12 protein-coding genes, 1 tRNA gene and 1 other RNA gene are annotated in these 15,322 nt (G+C 70.5%); 5 read left to right on the top strand and 9 right to left on the bottom strand.

The features are described 5' to 3' along the window. Positions 1–13 precede the first annotated feature (13 nt). Both QQZ11_RS03600 and ffs read right to left on the bottom strand, forming a co-directional pair. A complete protein-coding gene (locus QQZ11_RS03600) occupies positions 14–2,710 on the bottom strand; it encodes a DNA polymerase III subunit gamma and tau (RefSeq protein ID WP_446698806.1) in 2,697 nt (898 codons plus the stop codon). A gap of 1 nt (position 2,711) precedes the next feature. Further along, positions 2,712–2,802, bottom strand: an RNA gene (gene ffs / locus QQZ11_RS03605) — signal recognition particle sRNA small type. Between the two features lie 104 nt (positions 2,803–2,906). Between ffs and QQZ11_RS03610 the strand changes: the two genes are divergently transcribed. After that, positions 2,907–3,791 (top strand): oxygenase MpaB family protein, encoded by an 885-nt coding sequence (locus tag QQZ11_RS03610; RefSeq protein ID WP_284548720.1) that lies wholly within the window; start codon positions 2,907–2,909, stop codon positions 3,789–3,791. 4 nt (positions 3,792–3,795) lie between these two features. On the opposite strand, the gene QQZ11_RS03615 is transcribed toward QQZ11_RS03610, so the two are convergent. Next, complete coding sequence (locus QQZ11_RS03615) at positions 3,796–4,452, bottom strand: response regulator (protein WP_284548722.1); 657 nt, start codon at positions 4,450–4,452, stop codon at positions 3,796–3,798. Then, positions 4,449–5,717 (bottom strand): sensor histidine kinase, encoded by a 1,269-nt coding sequence (locus QQZ11_RS03620; RefSeq protein WP_284548723.1) that lies wholly within the window; start codon positions 5,715–5,717, stop codon positions 4,449–4,451. Before QQZ11_RS03620 ends, QQZ11_RS03615 begins: the two co-directional genes overlap by 4 nt. A 142-nt stretch (positions 5,718–5,859) precedes the next feature. Between QQZ11_RS03620 and QQZ11_RS03625 the strand changes: the two genes are divergently transcribed. The 3 genes from QQZ11_RS03625 to QQZ11_RS03635 all read left to right on the top strand — a co-directional run bounded on the left by QQZ11_RS03625 (position 5,860) and on the right by QQZ11_RS03635 (position 6,645). Beyond that, positions 5,860–6,246, top strand: coding sequence for a hypothetical protein (locus tag QQZ11_RS03625; protein WP_284548725.1), 387 nt, complete (start codon positions 5,860–5,862; stop codon positions 6,244–6,246). Further along, positions 6,243–6,485, top strand: a complete 243-nt coding sequence (locus QQZ11_RS03630) for a hypothetical protein (RefSeq protein ID WP_022909236.1) — start codon at positions 6,243–6,245, stop codon at positions 6,483–6,485. The genes QQZ11_RS03625 and QQZ11_RS03630 overlap by 4 nt, the downstream gene beginning before the upstream one ends. Before the next feature lie 72 nt (positions 6,486–6,557). Then, positions 6,558–6,645 (top strand) — tRNA-Ser (locus tag QQZ11_RS03635). A gap of 343 nt (positions 6,646–6,988) precedes the next feature. Here QQZ11_RS03635 and QQZ11_RS03640 read toward each other — a convergent pair. The 5 genes from QQZ11_RS03640 to QQZ11_RS03660 all read right to left on the bottom strand — a co-directional run bounded on the left by QQZ11_RS03640 (position 6,989) and on the right by QQZ11_RS03660 (position 13,869). Further along, positions 6,989–8,662 carry a glycoside hydrolase family 13 protein gene (locus QQZ11_RS03640; protein WP_446698807.1) on the bottom strand — a complete coding sequence of 558 codons (1,674 nt, stop codon included), beginning with the start codon at positions 8,660–8,662 and terminating at the stop codon, positions 6,989–6,991. Between the two features lie 50 nt (positions 8,663–8,712). Further along, positions 8,713–9,762 (bottom strand): Gfo/Idh/MocA family protein, encoded by a 1,050-nt coding sequence (locus QQZ11_RS03645; RefSeq protein ID WP_284548727.1) that lies wholly within the window; start codon positions 9,760–9,762, stop codon positions 8,713–8,715. A gap of 53 nt (positions 9,763–9,815) precedes the next feature. Further along, positions 9,816–12,014 (bottom strand): sialate O-acetylesterase, encoded by a 2,199-nt coding sequence (locus tag QQZ11_RS03650; protein ID WP_284548729.1) that lies wholly within the window; start codon positions 12,012–12,014, stop codon positions 9,816–9,818. 101 nt (positions 12,015–12,115) lie between these two features. Further along, complete coding sequence (locus QQZ11_RS03655) at positions 12,116–13,018, bottom strand: AraC family transcriptional regulator (RefSeq protein WP_284548730.1); 903 nt, start codon at positions 13,016–13,018, stop codon at positions 12,116–12,118. Further along, complete coding sequence (locus tag QQZ11_RS03660) at positions 13,015–13,869, bottom strand: phytanoyl-CoA dioxygenase family protein (protein WP_284548731.1); 855 nt, start codon at positions 13,867–13,869, stop codon at positions 13,015–13,017. Before QQZ11_RS03660 ends, QQZ11_RS03655 begins: the two co-directional genes overlap by 4 nt. 166 nt (positions 13,870–14,035) lie before the next feature. Between QQZ11_RS03660 and QQZ11_RS03665 the strand changes: the two genes are divergently transcribed. After that, entirely contained in the window at positions 14,036–15,226 is a 1,191-nt protein-coding gene (locus QQZ11_RS03665) for an MFS transporter (RefSeq protein ID WP_284548732.1), read from the top strand. Positions 15,227–15,322: the final 96 nt, after the last annotated feature.

The raw sequence follows: 15,322 nt of genomic DNA on the forward strand, positions 1-15,322 counted from the left end.
CTAGTGGGGCTGCTCACCCCTCCTCGATGACCGTGCCACCCAGGTGCTTGGCAATCAGTTCGTGCGCCGACTCCCCCGAGTCGATCACCGGGTCGTCGTCCTCGGCCAAGACGTCCTCGTCGGCGTCGTCCTGGGGTGTGGTGGGTGAGCCAGCCGTGGAACTCCCCCGGGCCATCGGACGAATCGCCTCCTTCGCGCGGCGCACGTGCTCGCGTCGGCTGTCCTCGGACGCCCCCGGCTGGCTGCTCGGACGGCTGGTCCGGGCCTTGTTCGGGAGAGCGGCGTCGGTGGCTTGGGCCGGGGAGGTCCGGTCAGGGGGGAACGGGCCACCGGCCGGGTCGGGGTCCTCGTCGGGGTCGTGTGGTGGCTCGGCGGGCAGGTCGTGTCCCACAGCGGAGGGGTGCGCGGTGTCGGGCACCGCGTGCAGGTGGCGCGCCGACTCCTGCTGGCGTCCCGCGTCAGGGGCCGTCCTGCCCGAGGGCTGCTGGCTGGGGTGGGTGGGCTGGCCGCCGCGGGCCGCGTGACTGCGCTCGGTGCCGTCGACCACGGCGTTCACGTGCAGGTTGGCTCCGAGCACCTCGACCAGCGAGTCCAGGAGCACGTCCGGCGTGCCTCCTTGGGTGTAGTTGTCACGGGCACCCGGGTTGGCGAACCCGAGGGTGAGCACTCCATCGGTCACATCCAGCACTTGGGCGTTCTGGCTGAGCAGGATCCACGAGAACCGTCGTCGGGAGCGCACCTCCTCGAGGACCCGTGGCCACTCGGCACGCAGGCGGGTGACATCGATGGTGCCCGGCGGCACCTGGGCCTGCGACCGCTTCGTCGACTCGTCCGTCGGGGGCGGGGTGGCGGCGCGCGGTCCGGGGGCTCGCTGGAGGGACCGCGGCTGCTGCTCCGCCGTGGGACTTTCCGGGGGCTGATCCGCCGGGCGCTCGTCCGACTGCGACTGGTGGGCCTGGCTCGCCGGCGACGGGGGTTGCTCGACCGGCCGCTCCTGCCCAGGGGTGGGAGGTCCCACCGTTTCCGCTGCGGCTGCGTGGCCGGGGGTGACGGGGTGGCCGGGGCGACCCTGGTGCACCCGCTCCTGGTCGGGCCACACCTTGGGCTCGAGGGGCTCCGGCTGCGTGGCGGCCCCTTGGCGGTCGACCGGCACGCCGGTGTCGGCGAGGCGTCGCTCGAGACGGTCGAGGCGGGCGTGCACACCTCGTCCGTCGACGTCGGCGCCGGGGAGCAGCACGCGCGCGCACATCAGCTCGAGGTGCAGCCGCGGGGCCGTGGTGCCCCGCATGTCGGTGAGACCCTGCGCGATCACCTCGGCCGCGCGGGTCAGTTCCCCGGCCCCCAAGCCCTGGGCCTGCACCGTCAGTCGGTCGGCCTGGTCGCCGGCGACGTCGATGAGGCCGGACGACATCGCGTCGGGCACCGCGGCCACGATCACCAGGTCACGCAGACGGCGCAACAGGTCCTCCGCGAACCGGCGAGGGTCCTGACCCACCTCGATGACCTTGTCGATGGTGGCGAAGACGCCCTTGGCGTCACCGGCGGCGAACGCGTCCATGATCTCGTCGAGCAGGGTGTCCGGGGTGAACCCCAGCAGGCTGGCGGCCTGGTCGTAACTGACACCCCCCTCGCCGGCGCCACCCAACAACTGGTCGAGGACCGACAACGAGTCACGCACCGAACCGGCGCCGGCGCGCACCACCAGTGGCAGCACCGCGTCGTCGACGGGCACCCCCTCGGCCTCGCAGAGTCGTCCGAGATAGCCGGAGAGCACCTTCGGCGGAACCAGCCGGAACGGGTAGTGGTGCGTGCGCGACCGGATCGTGCCGATCACCTTCTCGGGCTCGGTGGTGGCGAAGATGAACTTCACGTGGGGCGGCGGCTCCTCGACCAACTTCAGCAGGGCGTTGAAACCGGCCGAGGTCACCATGTGCGCCTCGTCGACGATGTAGATCTTGTAGCGGCTGTTGACGGGCGCGAAGAATGCCCGCTCACGAAGGTCTCGGGCGTCGTCCACGCCACCGTGGGAGGCCGCATCGATTTCGATCACGTCGATCGAACCGGAGCCACCGCGAGCCAGTTCCCGACACGACAGGCATTCCCCGCACGGCGTCGGGGTCGGCCCCTGCTCGCAGTTGAGGGCGCGGGCCAGGATGCGCGCCGAGGTGGTCTTTCCGCAGCCTCGAGGCCCCGAGAACAGATAGGCGTGGTTCACCTTGTTGTTGGCCAGGGCTCGCTGCAACGGTTCGGTGACGTGCTCCTGGCCGATCACGTCCGCGAAGGTGTCGGGGCGGTAGCGGCGGTAGAGGGCCAGCGGGGCGTCGGGAGTCTGGGCACGAGGGGCGCGCACCGGCGCGGCCGGAGGGGCCAGACCGGGGGATGCGGCGCCGACCTCGGCGACTGAGGGGCCCTCGGCGTCCGCGGCGGCGACCTGGTCGGCCCAGGCCTCGTCCCGCTCGATGCTCGTGGCTGGGTCGTCGGGTGCATCAGCCGAGCCGACGTCCTCACCGGCGGTGTCGAGGTCTGACGACTCGTCGAAGTCGAACAGGCCGGGCCCGCCCTGCTCCGTCACGCCCTGGTCGAGATCGAAATCCAGGGCGTCGTCGTCATTGTCGTCAGTCACGGGACCCACTCTAGAGAAGGCTCCCGACACTTCCACCCGAACCGGACGACCGGAGCACTCCCCGACGGACCTTCCGGACGGAGGCATGAAAGGGCCCCCGCGCACCCGACAGAGCTCACTTACCCTTGCTGTCTTCCGACCCTGGGGGAGTTGGGCGAGGTGCCGCCGCACGGGGGTTGCCCAGAAGTCTATCCGGTGCCCGCCCGCACCCCCAACTCCCCGGTGTTCACCGCCCGGGTCGTCGCCCCCGGGGGGTTCGCCCGCCCCGACTAGGCTGGACGACATGACCCGTGCCCCCGCCCCCCTGCAGCCCCTCTCCGCGTTGCAGTACCGGGTGGGACTGGCGGTGGTGGGTCGGGTCGGCGGTGACGATGCGCTGGGACGCAGGTCGGACACGGTCGACAAGCCCGGTCCCCGATGGTTCACGAGCACCGACCCCGTCTGGCGGGTGCACGATGACGCCGCCATGTTCTCCAGCGGCGTGACGGCGCTGCTGCTGCAGTCGCTGCACCCGTTGGCGATGGCCGGGGTCGCGGGCCACTCGGGCTACAAGTCCGACCCGTGGGGCCGACTGCAACGCACCAGTGACTACATCGGACGCACCACCTTCGGAACCATCGACGACGCCGAGGCGATGATCGCGCGGGTGCGGTCCGTGCACGACCGCGTACGCGGCAAGGACTTCCGCGGACGCCCCTACCGGGCCGGCGACCCACGGTTGCTCGAGTGGGTGCACGTCGCCGAGATCTGGTCGTTCCTCGCCGGTCACCGCGCCTACGGCATCGACCCGCTCACTCCCACGGAGCAGGACCGCTACGTCGAACAGAGTGGCCACGCCGCAGCCAAGTTGGGGGTGCTCGACCCGCCCACCACGGTCGCCGGACTCGAGGCGGCCATCGACTCCTTCCGCCCCGAACTCGAGGTCTCCCCCGCCGCGGTGGAGGCCGCCCACTTCCTGCTCGAGGACCCGCCCCTGCAGTGGTGGGCTCGTCCCGCCTACGGGCTGCTGGCCGCCGGCGGACTGGCGATCCTGCAGCCCTGGGCCGCGCAGATGCTCGGACTGCGCCAGCCCCGTGGCGGACGAGCCCGCGGACGGATCGGGGTGGCAGCGGTGCGCTGGGGCCTGGCCGGAGTGCACGGGAGCAGGGTGCCGGGACCGACCGAGTGAGCCCTCAGGCCAACCCCGACTGGTAGGCGATCACCACCAACTGGGCGCGATCCCTGGCCCCCAGCTTGCCCAGGATGTTGCCGACGTGGGTGCGGGCTGTGGCCTTCGAGATCACCAGTCGGCCGGCGATCTCGTCATTGTTCAGGCCCTCGGCCACCAGCCCCAGCACCTCCTTCTCCCGCTCGGTGAGTTGGCTGAGCCCCGGGTGGGGGCGCGCCCGTCGTCCGTGGCCGGCGGGTGAGGCGAAACGGCCGATCACCCGCTTGGTCACCGTGGGCGAGAGCATCCCCTCGCCGGCTGCCGCGGCGCGTACCGCACGGACGATCTCGTCAGGCTCGGCGTCCTTGATCACGAAACCCGAGGCTCCGGCCTCGAGCGCGGCGAAGACGTACTCGTCCAACTCGAAGGTCGTCAGCATCACCACCTTCGAGCCGGACAGCGAGGGATCCTCGACGATCTGCCGCAACGCCGCCAGACCATCGAGTCCGGGCATGCGGATGTCCATCAGCACCACGTCGGGGTGGTGGCGCCGCACCAGGGGGAGGGCCTCGGACCCGTCGCCGCCCTCGGCGACCACCTCGATGTCGCCCTCGGCATCGAGCAGGGCGCGCAACCCCATCCGGACGAGCGGTTGGTCGTCCACGAGCACCACGGTGATCATGTGTCAGCCCCGGTCGGGACCACACCGAGCGGGGGTTCGAGCGGCAGGGTGGCCATGACCGCGAACCCCGTCGGCCCAGCGTCGATGGTCATCGTCCCCCCGATCGCGCGCACCCGCTCACGCATGCCTGTCAGACCATTGCCCTCGCGGATCGGGAGGGACGGGGCACCGCTGTCGGCGACCCGCACCCTCAGGTCGCGGCCGACCACGACCGCCACGGCGGTGATCGGTGAGCCGGGGGCGTGGCGCAGGGCATTGGTCACGGACTCCTGAACGACGCGATGGGCCACCGACTGCACCACGGCGGGAACCTCCGCCGGATCCGGGAGTTCCGTCAACGTGACGGAGACACCGGACGAGGCCACCTGCTGCACCAGGCGTTCGATGGCGACCAGGCCCGGGGTGGGGGCCAACGGGGCCTCATCGGACTCGCGGAAGACGCCCAGGGTCGTGCGCACCTCGGCGAGCGCCTCCTTCGAGGTCTGCCGGATCGCCTCGAGACTGCGTCTCGCCTGGGTCGGGTCGGTGTCGAGCACTCGCAGCGCGACTCCCGACTGCAGCGAGATCAGCGACAGGGAGTGCCCGACGACGTCGTGGATGTCTCGGGCCAGGCGCAACCGTTCGGCCCGTGCCACCCCCTCGAGTTCCAGGGCTCGTTCCCTCACCCGTTGCCCCCGGCGGGCCAGGAAGGCCGCGGCGGCGACCAGGGGGAGGGTCGTCCACACCAGCATGGTCGCGGTGGTGAACACCGAGACCCACGGGTGACCGTCGCCCAGACCGTTGGCGAGGTAGGCGGGCACCAGCGCCACCAGCCAGGGCCACAGCCGGGCGGGGGCGAGGTGTGAAGGGTGGCGGTCCGACTCCGCGCTCCCGGGCGTGGTCACGGGAACGGACGAGAGGACCAGCAACCGGACCCCGAGGACGATCGCTGCCACCACGGCGGCGACCGGGGATCCGCCCGCCGCGAGGTAGCCGGCCACGCCGACCAGCCCCAGCACCCAACCGGTGCGGGGCAGCACGCGACCGAGCACCACCGCGACGGCGACGGTCGCGACCGCAAGCTGGACGATGGGCGACCAGGTCAGCTCGACCTCGGGACGCATCCGGCCCCGACCCATGCCCATGCCCATGCGGTCGGGGGTGGCAACGGCCACCCACGCGATCGACATCACCCACCCGACTGCGACGGCGAGGGCCACGTCGAGCAGCCACCTCCACCCGTGCGCGCGGGTGCGCTCGGTCAGTGCGGGCATCCCTGTGGTCACCCCTCGAGCCTACGAGGCCGGGGCGGCCATGACATCGGTTGTCGGGACGAGATTCGACTACGTCAGTTGACGTAGGTCTCGTGGGTCAAAGATCAACACCGTGACCGATGTGTGCCCGGGAACGGCGGAGTTCACTGGATGCATGTTGACCACACTGCTTCCTGCACTCCAGCTGCCGCTGCTCGAGATGCACATGAACCGTGGCCCCATGGGGGGCCACCACGGATACGGATTCGGATTCCTCGGATTCCTGCCGGGCCTGCTGCTGGTGCTCGCCCTGATCGTCGTCGTCGTGCTCCTGTTGACGAAGGGACGGGTCGGGCCGATCCGGCTCGACCGCACCCGCAACGGCTCGACCCCCGGATCGGGTTCGGGCTGGACGTCGGCCAGGGCCGCCGAGGACCAAGCCTTCGAGACCTTGAAGATGCGCTTGGCCACGGGCGACATCACTCCTGAGGAGTTCCTCGAGCGCAGTTCAGTCCTCCGCAGCCCCTCGGGAACCACTGCCCCGCCGAAGGCAGACCAGTGATCGTCGGAGCAGCCGTCGTGCTGCTGGTCGTGCTGCTGTACACGCGGGGACGAGTGGGACCCCTCACCTGGGCGGGCCGGGAACACCTCGCGGGCCAGTCACACCCACGGATGCTGGGTGCTCGTCCGTCGGCACCGGAGAAGCCGTCTCCCTCCGAAGTGCTGGCTGGGCGCCTCGCCGACGGTGAGATCACCCCTGACGAGTACCTTGAGCGCTCCGCCCTGATGCACGAGCGCTGACGGTCCACCCCCGGTTCGCGCCGGTCACCCCCGGTTCGCGCCGGACGAGCGTGAGCCTGTAAGCTGCCCGGCGGAGGATTCGCCTAGTGGCCTATGGCGCTCGCTTGGAAAGCGGGTTGGGTGCAAGCCCTCACGGGTTCAAATCCCGTATCCTCCGCCAGCCCCTGAACAGCTGGGATTTCCGACCAGTTGTGGATCAGGGAAACGCCCCGTCCGGCCTCGAGCCGGGCGGGGCGTTGTGCTGCGGGGTGGTTGGAGCCGGGGGTTGGATCGGTGCCGCAGGTGCCGACCGCTCGTCCACCTGCCCGCGTCCGGCGCACCTGCCCTCATCGCGCACCACCTGCCCGCGTCCGGCGCACCTGCCCTCATCTCGCACCACCTGCCCCCTCGCGGGGCACCTGCCCTACCCCTGGGCGGGGGCAACTGCAACAAACGAGGGCAGCTGGCGCGAAACGAGGGCAACTGCTGCAGCTCCTGGGCAGCTACCCCCAGCCCCGACAACGTCAGTCCTCCACCAGCACCCAGGCCGTCGCCTCCCTGGGCAGTCGTCCGTCCTCCAACCGAACACTGCTCACCGCCACCGTCCCGTGGGGCAGTTCAACTGGAGCGCCCCCGAAGTTCGACACACAGTGCCAGCCACCCGGCCGGACGAAGTGGAGCACCGACTCGTCCGGATCGGACACCCAGGCGAACTCCTCCTCGCTGGTCAGCGAACGCCGCAACGACAATGCCCGTCGGTACATCGACAGGGTGGAGTCCGGGTCGTCCGCCTCGACGCTGACCGCGTAGCGCCCGAACCAGGCGGGCTGGGGCGGTTGCGCACCACCCGGTCCGAAACCGAAGGACGGCCCGTCGGGCGTCCAGGGCAGGGGAACGCGGCAGCCGTCGCGTCCCTTGGCGGTACCACCCGAGCGCGTCGCGATCGGGTCCTGCAGGGATTCCGGCGGCAGGTCGGGCACCTCGTGCAGGCCCAGTTCGTCTCCTTGGTAGACATAGGTGGCGCCGGGCAGTGCCAGCAGCACCAGGGCTGCGGCGCGGGCGCGGCGCTCACCCAGGGCCAGGTCGGCCACGGGCTCCGCCCCGTTGGTCAGCAACCACCGCTGGCCCACCTGGTGGGAGTTCAGGTCGGGGTCACGGGGCAGTCCGTAGCGGGTGGCCACCCGCAGCGTGTCATGACAACCGAGCAGCCAGGTGGTGGTCGACCCGCTGACTCGCATGTCGGCAAGACCGGCGTCGATCACCGCCCGGAACTCGTCCGGTTGGAAGCCCGCCTCCTGCATCTGGAAGTTGAAGGCCTGCCCGAGCCCCTCAGCGGAGGCGTAGCGGGCGCGCCGGGTGGGATGGACCGCTGCTTCGGCGACCGCGAACCGGGGCGGGTCGTACTCGTCGAACACCCTGCGCCAGTCGGCGTAGATCTCGTGCACGCCCTCGCGGTCCCACAGGGGGTGGGTGCCGTCGGCGCGGGTCACCTCGGCCACCTCCGACCACGGGGCGAACGGCTCCGAGAGGTCCTTCACCAGCCCATGGGCCACGTCGATCCGGAATCCGTCAACGCCTCGGTCCGACCAGAACCGCAGGGTGGTGCGGAAGTCCTCACGCACGCCGGGGTCGTCCCAGTTGAGGTCGGGCTGTTCCTTGGCGAAGTAGTGGAAGTACCACTGGCCATCGCCGACCGGCTCCCACGCCGGTCCCCCGAATCCCGACTGCCAGTCGTTGGGCGGCTCGGCGCCGCCGGGCCCCCTGCCGTCGCGGAAGATGTAGCGCTCCCGCTCCCGAGCCCCTCGTCCGCTGGCCAACGCCTCCCGGAACCATGGGTGACGGTCGGAGGTGTGGTTGGGCACGATGTCGGCGATGATCCGCAGCCCGGCCCCGTGCAACGCGCCCACCAATTCGTCGAAGTCAGCCAGCGTACCCAGGCGGGGGTCGACGTCGCGGTGGTCGTCGACGTCGTAGCCGCCGTCGGCCAGGGCCGAGGGGTAGAAGGGGCTCAGCCAGACTGCGTCCACCCCCAGGGCGGCGAGATGCCAGACCCGGGAGGTGACGCCGGCGAGGTCACCGATGCCGTCGCCGTCGGAGTCCGCGAAGCTGCGCGGATAGATCTGGTAGACCACCGCCGACCGCCACCAGTCGGCCCCTTCACGAGGGAACGGGAACCCGCCAGCACGCATCACTGCCATGCACGGAATCTAGTGGAGGCACGTCCCGCCTGACCGGCGGTGGATGCGAGTCAGACAGCGAACCCGCGCTTCCCGGCCTTCTGCTGGGCCGTGATCGCCAACCGCATCACCGTGAACATCTGCTGCTGCTCGGCCGCATCCAGTCCGTGCGACAGTGCCCGCACCAGGTCGGGGTAGTAGTCGAGGGCGACGTCCTCACAATTGAGGTACTCGGTGCCGTTGTCGTCGACGACGAACAGGTGGTCCCTGCCCTCACGCCCGGCGATGTCGACATACTTGCGCAGCTCGATGTAGCCCTTGGTGCCGAGGATGATCAGTCGCCCGTCGCCCCAGGTGGGCAGGCCCTGCGGGGTGAACCAGTCCACGCGAATGTAGCCCTGGGCATCGCCGGCCTTGAGCAGGATCTCGCCGAAGTCCTGCATCTTCGGGGTGTCGGGGTGGGCGAAATTGCCGACGGCTGAATGCACGACCTCACCGTCGGAATTCCCCGTGAACCACAGGAACTGGTCGATCTGATGTGAGGCAATGTCGCAGAGGATGCCCCCGAAGCGCGAGTCGTCGTAGAACCAGTCGGGACGCCCCGTCGCCCCCGTGCCCAGGTGCACGCGGTCGATCTCACGGTGGGGGCCGAGGCCCAAGGTCTGGACGACGGTGCCGATCCGCCCCTCACGCACCAACTGGCCAGCCTTCGTGACACTCGGCACCTCGAATCGCTCCGAGAACGTGACCGACCAGAACTTGCCCGACTCCTGGACGGCCCGCTCGATCTCGTCCAGTTGCTCCATCGAGATGGCACCCGGCTTGTCGGTGACGACGTGGTGTCCAGTGCGCAGTGCCTTGACGGTGATCTCGGAGCGGTCCCCGGGCACTGCAGCGGTCACGACCAGGTCGATGGTCGCGTCGTCGTACAGGTCATCGGCATTCTCGACCCAGGGGAACTGGGGCCAGGTCTGCTTCACCGTCTGGGCGACGGCGGACGAAGGGTCCCCGGTCCACAGGCCGACCAGCTCACCCCCCTGCTCGAGCAGGCCCTTGACCTGCCCGAAGATGTGGGCGTGGTCGAGACCGATGGCGGCGAAGCGAAAGGGTGCAGGGCTCATGGTCCCCACCCTAGGAAGGGGCCGGGACGGTCCCCCCGGCTTGCCAAAGGTTGTCAGCCCCGCACCCGCACCCCGGCGAAAGCGAGCATGCCTGCCCCGTCGCCGGTGCGGACGAAGGCGCCCGCCCCCACGTGGCCCAGGTAGCGCACCTCTGTGCCGGTGGGAACAGCCGTCGCGCTGGTCAGGCGGAGCCGTCCGGACTCGAAAGCCACCGACGTCGGTGCCGCACCGTTGACCCGGAAGTCCCGTTCCACCCCCGGTTCGACCGTCAACGGGTCGGTCGCGCGCAGGCTCAGCCACACCACCCGCGGGTCGGACGGATCGAGCTGGGCGCCGGTCACGTCGGGGGCGAGGACTCCACGCCTGCTGCCGCCGTACAGATCGGCCGCCAACACCCGGTGGTTCCAGTCGCCCAGGGTGCGGTACCCGTTCTCGAACGCGAAGTGGCAGCCGATCTGGGCCGTCAGTCCCTGGGTGGTGAGCAGCCCCACGTCGAGCTGAGGTCCGAGTTCGCGCTGGCGCTCGCGCAGATTGATGGCGGTGGCCGAATCACACGGCGACACCCGTACCTGGTGTTGGTAGATGCGAGGGCCGTCGAGGTCGTCGCGCCAGTCGCTGACCAGCTGGGTGAACCCGGCCGCATACACGTCGGCCTGGTCGTGGTCGCCCTCGCCCTGGTACCAGAGCACCGCCGACAGGCTGGACTGGACTCCTGCCCCGCGCAGCCTGAGGATCGTCCGCCCGTAGTTCGTGTCGGGATCGGCCGCCCCATCGGGCGAGCGTTGGAAGAACGCGACCGGACGACCACCCTCGCCCCCGTTGATGATGGCGACCGGCACCCGTTGCTGGGTGACGATGCGGTGGCCCAGTTCTGCCGCCCACTGACCGATGGAACCCGCATTGCCCAAGGTGTCGGCGATGCCGCGGTTCCACTGGTCGTCGGCGAGGCTGACCGAGGTCAGAGGGGTCTGCGACCCGAAACTGCGCACGAACTCCGATTCCACGGCGTGCGCGGAGCCCTGCACCTGCGCCGCCACCGCGTTGGACTGTCCCTGCACGAGCAGCGCGTCACCGGCGAGCACGTCCTCGGCCCGCCACGCCAGCCGGGTCACGCCGTCCAAGGTCGAGCGCACCTCGAAGGTGGTGCCGACCAACGCAACAGGCACCCGCACCCGCACCGTGAATCGTCCCTGGCTCAGCTTCAGCTGCTGGGTGGACGATCGACCGGCCCGGCTGGTGACCAGGGCGACCGTGGCGCGAGGGTCGGTGACACCCCCCGAAATGGTGGTCGCGACCTGGGTGGCACCCGGTGCGCGAGCCAGGAGTTGCATCGGGCGGGGACCGTTCTCGACGACCGCCGTCGCCTGTCGGGCGAAGAAGGTGAGCCTGCGCATCGAGTACTGGCCGGCGTCCTGGGAGAAGGTCCAGTCGGGGCTGCCCGGAGCCGGGGCGGTGCCGATCCCGACGTCGATGCCGCCTCTGCCAGCCCACCCGTTGAGCGCCAGCACCGTGCGGGAGGCCCCGGCCCCCGGGGTGCGCGCTGTGGTGTCGACCTCGTGCACCTGGAATGAGCCGTACTCCCCACCACTGGGGGTGTCGTCGGAGTCGTAGCTGTGGTCGGACGGGTAGTCGTCGCCCGTGTACGGGCCCGGAACCTGCCGGGAGGCGGTGGCGACGTAGGAATTGGGCCACATCTCGAGCCACCCCTGCCCGTGCTGCACTGCCGTGACCGCGGGGTCGTTGCTGGACACCGTGAGGTCACGCGCGGACTGTCGGGTGATCTCACCCACCCTCACCGGCATGGCCAGGTCAGAGGCCTTGCCCGTGGGCAGCATCGAGGCGAACGCCCACCGGGGCGCCTGGCTGCTCCCCTTCGTCGTGCCCTCGCCCGCTTGAGGCCCACCGGACGAGGACGGGCCGCCGAGTTCGAGGCAGTAGCCGACCCTGTCCGGCACGAATCCCTCGGGCACCCGGTCGTAGGACCAGACCGGTGGCGTGCTCGTCCAACTCGCTCGTTCGGGCACGTCGAGCACCCGCATCGGCACCAGCCCTTCGGCCCTCGCCTGCTTGTCACAGCTCGTCGAGGGAAGGCCGTCGGCGCCCGTCGACACCACGGGACGGGGTTCAGGGGCCCGATCGCGGGCGAGTCGCTGTGCCAGCACTCCGGCCGCAGCCACGGCGAGGGCCAAGGCCGTCACCAGGCTCACCAACACCCAGGCGGGAACGGGCAACGGACGATGTCGGCGTGGCATGCGTCCTCCCGTTCCGGCTCACCCGGGGCTCCTCGGGCTCCGCCCATCCTCCCGCGCTGGAGGAGGCTGGCCAAACCCGCTGACCAGCGACACCGTCCGGTTCAGCCCAGGTGCACGGTGCCGTTGGTCCGGCGGAAGTCACGTGGGGACTGCCCCGTGACGGCCTTGAAGGCGGCGCGGAACGAGGGCAGGTCGGTGTAGCCCACCTCGGCTGCGACGCCACCGACCACGGCGTCGTCCGCGCGCAGCAGCCTGGCTGCGCGTTCGATCCGCAACCGCCTCAGCACGGTCATCATCGACGCGCCGCCGTGCCGGTGGAAGAGTCGTTCGGCCTGCCGGTCGGACAGGTGCGCAGCCGAGGCGACGTCGCGCACACTCACCGGCTGGGCCAGGTTGTCCTGCAGGAAGCGGTGCATCACGGCATACGACTGCTCGCTCCGGTCGAGGGCCGGCGGCTCGGTCACCAGTTCCTCGGCCTCGCTGAAGGCCCGTCCGGTCTCGACCACGAGGGCCGCGCCCAGCGCCCGGGTGACCGGCCGGTGGCCCGAGCGGAAGGAGCCCGCCTCGGCGGCCAACGCCTGCAGCAGCGCGGGCACCTGCCCCACCCGGCGCGAGACGACCGCGCCGCGGAAGAGTCCCGACCACCAACCGCCCTCCCCCACGCGCGGGGCTCGCCGCCCCGGCGTCAGGTCGAAGCCCCAGAAGCTGATCCCCAAGGGGTCATCATGGTTGGACTCGATCTCGTGCAGCACCCCACGACGGGCGAGGAAGAGGTCCCCGGCCGCGACGGAGAAGCTCTCGTCACCGTGGCGGAACACGCCACTTCCGGAGTTGGCCAGGCAGACCTCGAGGTAGGTGTGCCGGTGCCAGTGGTTCCGCCACCACACCCCACCCAGGTCGGCTCCGGGGAAGTACCCCCAGTCGGTGAAGTCGACCTCGAAGCCCTCGACCCGGGTGGCGGTGAGGCGTCCGATCAAGCCGGAGACGTCACGGTCTTCGCTCATCCACCCATCATGGCGGGCGCACCGGCGGCGGGGGCCGGGGGTTCGCCACCGGAGCGTCCGGTCGGGTCGACCCCGGCCAGGATGAGCCCCTGCCCCAACGAGTGGTCATGGGTCTTCGCCGTGGGACGGTCGGCCGGGTCACGGAACTGGACGAGCCAGGTCGTACGGGCCTCGTCGGAGACGTTGACCCCGGACGCGTGCACCGTCAGGTAGGGGAAGAAGATGGCGTCCCCCGCCTCGCACTCGATGTCGACTGCTGTCGTCGGGTCGATGTCGTTGAGGTGGAAGCTGCCCTCGGGGTCGTGCTCCCGCGGGCCAGCGAGATGGCTGCCGGGCACGACCTTGACGCAGCCCTTGACCACGGGGGCGTCATCGAAGTGGAAGATGACGGCCCCCACCTTGTGGTCGCGGTGCGGGAAGAACGGGTGGTCCTGGTGGAAGGGGAAGGGCGAGCCGTTGGCCGGCGGCTTCACGAACGCCTTCGTGTGGTGCAACTGCAGGTTGGGGGTGCCGAGTGCGGCGGTCGCCACCTCGGTGAACCGGGGGTCGACCAGCAACCGGGTGAAGGCGGACGAGTAGAACTGCGCGTCATGCAGGTGCTGCAGCGAGGTCTTCTGGCCTCCCGCGACACCGGCGGCCGATGCCCAGGTGGGGTCGTCGCCGCGGTTGAGGGCCGCCAACAGCCGGTGGGTCTCGGCGCGGTAGGCGGCGGCCTCGTCCTTGCTGAGCATCCCCCGTACTCGCACGAAGCCCTGCTCGTTGTACTGGCGGGCGTAGTCGGCCAGTTGGTCGGGGTCGTACACCGAGGACGGCGCTGTCAGGTCACGCTGCTGGGTGGCAGTGATGGTCATGGGGTCTCTCCTGTCGGGTCGATGTCTCGACGCTAGGCCCGGGCAGGAGGGACGACAACGGGGCCGACAGCCGGGTACCGGGGGCGATCCCGCCATCGTCCGGTGACCACTGAGCGAATCTGCGGGCACCCTCGCACCCGAACTGAACACCTGCCAAGGTGAGCGGGTGCAGCGATTCCTGGTCTCGAGTTCGGCCCTGCTCTGGGGACTGCTGTTCAGCTTCCTGGGGCCAACCCTGGCGTTGATCCTCACCGAACTGTTCAGGGCGACCCCGCAGCAGGTCGGCTGGATCCTGGGCATCTACAACGGCCTGGGGCTGGTGGTCTCACTGCTGATCCCGGCCTGGGCCGACCGACACGGCAACTACCTGCGGCCGATGCTGGTGTGCGGGATCGCTGCGGCCGCCTGGTGCGCGGCCCTGCTGATGACGCATTCGTTGGTGGTGGCGTTCGGGGCCCTGCTGCTCCTGGCGGCGCCGGCGACCGTGGGCATGACCCTGCTGTTCGCGCACATGCGCCACGCCGGATTCACCGCCTCGGACGTGTTGAGTGTGCGCGCCTGGGTGTCCTTCGCCTGGATCGCCGGTCAGCCGCTGGCGACCTTCTCGATCGGCGCCTGGGGCGCCCGCTCGGTGCTGTGGCTCATCCTGGGCACCTCGGTGCTGGTCTGCGTCGTGACCGTCGGCCTGCAACTGACCCGTCCTCGGGTCAGCGCCGAGGACCATGCCGCCCATCGCCGCGAGGAACCAGAACTGCACATCTCACGGCTGTCGCTGGTGGCCATCTTCGGTGCCTTCGTCGCGCTCAGCGCCGCCAACAGTGGCACGGTCGCGGTCACCCAGTTGCTCGTCCACGACTACCGCGGACTGCCCGTGATCTGGGCCGGCATCGCGCTGGGGCTGGCCGCCGGACTCGAGATCCCCGCCCTGTTGGTGTTGGGACGACTCAACCGACGGTTCTCGTCCTTCGCACTGGTGGCCTCGGGAGCGGTGAGCTTCATGGCCTACTACACCGGCATGTCGCTGGTCAGGGACCCATGGCTGCTGCTGCCCCTGCAGGCCCTGAAGTCCTGGGGGTTCGCCACCATGACCGGGGTGGGACTGACCCTGTTCCAGGCCGTGATCGCCCGACCGGGTCTGGCCTCGGGCCTGTTCAACAATGCCTCGAAGGTGGGGGCCATCGTCTCCGGGGCCCTGATCGCGCTGGGGGCCAACCAGACCTGGAACTACCCGGGGGTGTTCTACCTGGCGGTGCCCACGGCCTTCATCGGACTGGTGCTGGTCGGGGTGGCTGCGCGGTCGGCCAACGGCGGGGCGGGCTCCGCTCCGACCGCCCCCGCAGCCCCCGCCGCTCCCTGAGCCCCCGGCCCCCCCGCACAAACTTCAGCTTCCGGGACGAACTCGCGCGCTACAGCCTGAGAGTTTGCCGGCAGGTGGACCCCCGGCCGGGCGTGA

It is taken from the genome of Aestuariimicrobium sp. T2.26MG-19.2B, assembly GCF_950101875.1.
In the GTDB taxonomy this organism is placed as follows: domain Bacteria; phylum Actinomycetota; class Actinomycetes; order Propionibacteriales; family Propionibacteriaceae; genus Aestuariimicrobium; species Aestuariimicrobium kwangyangense.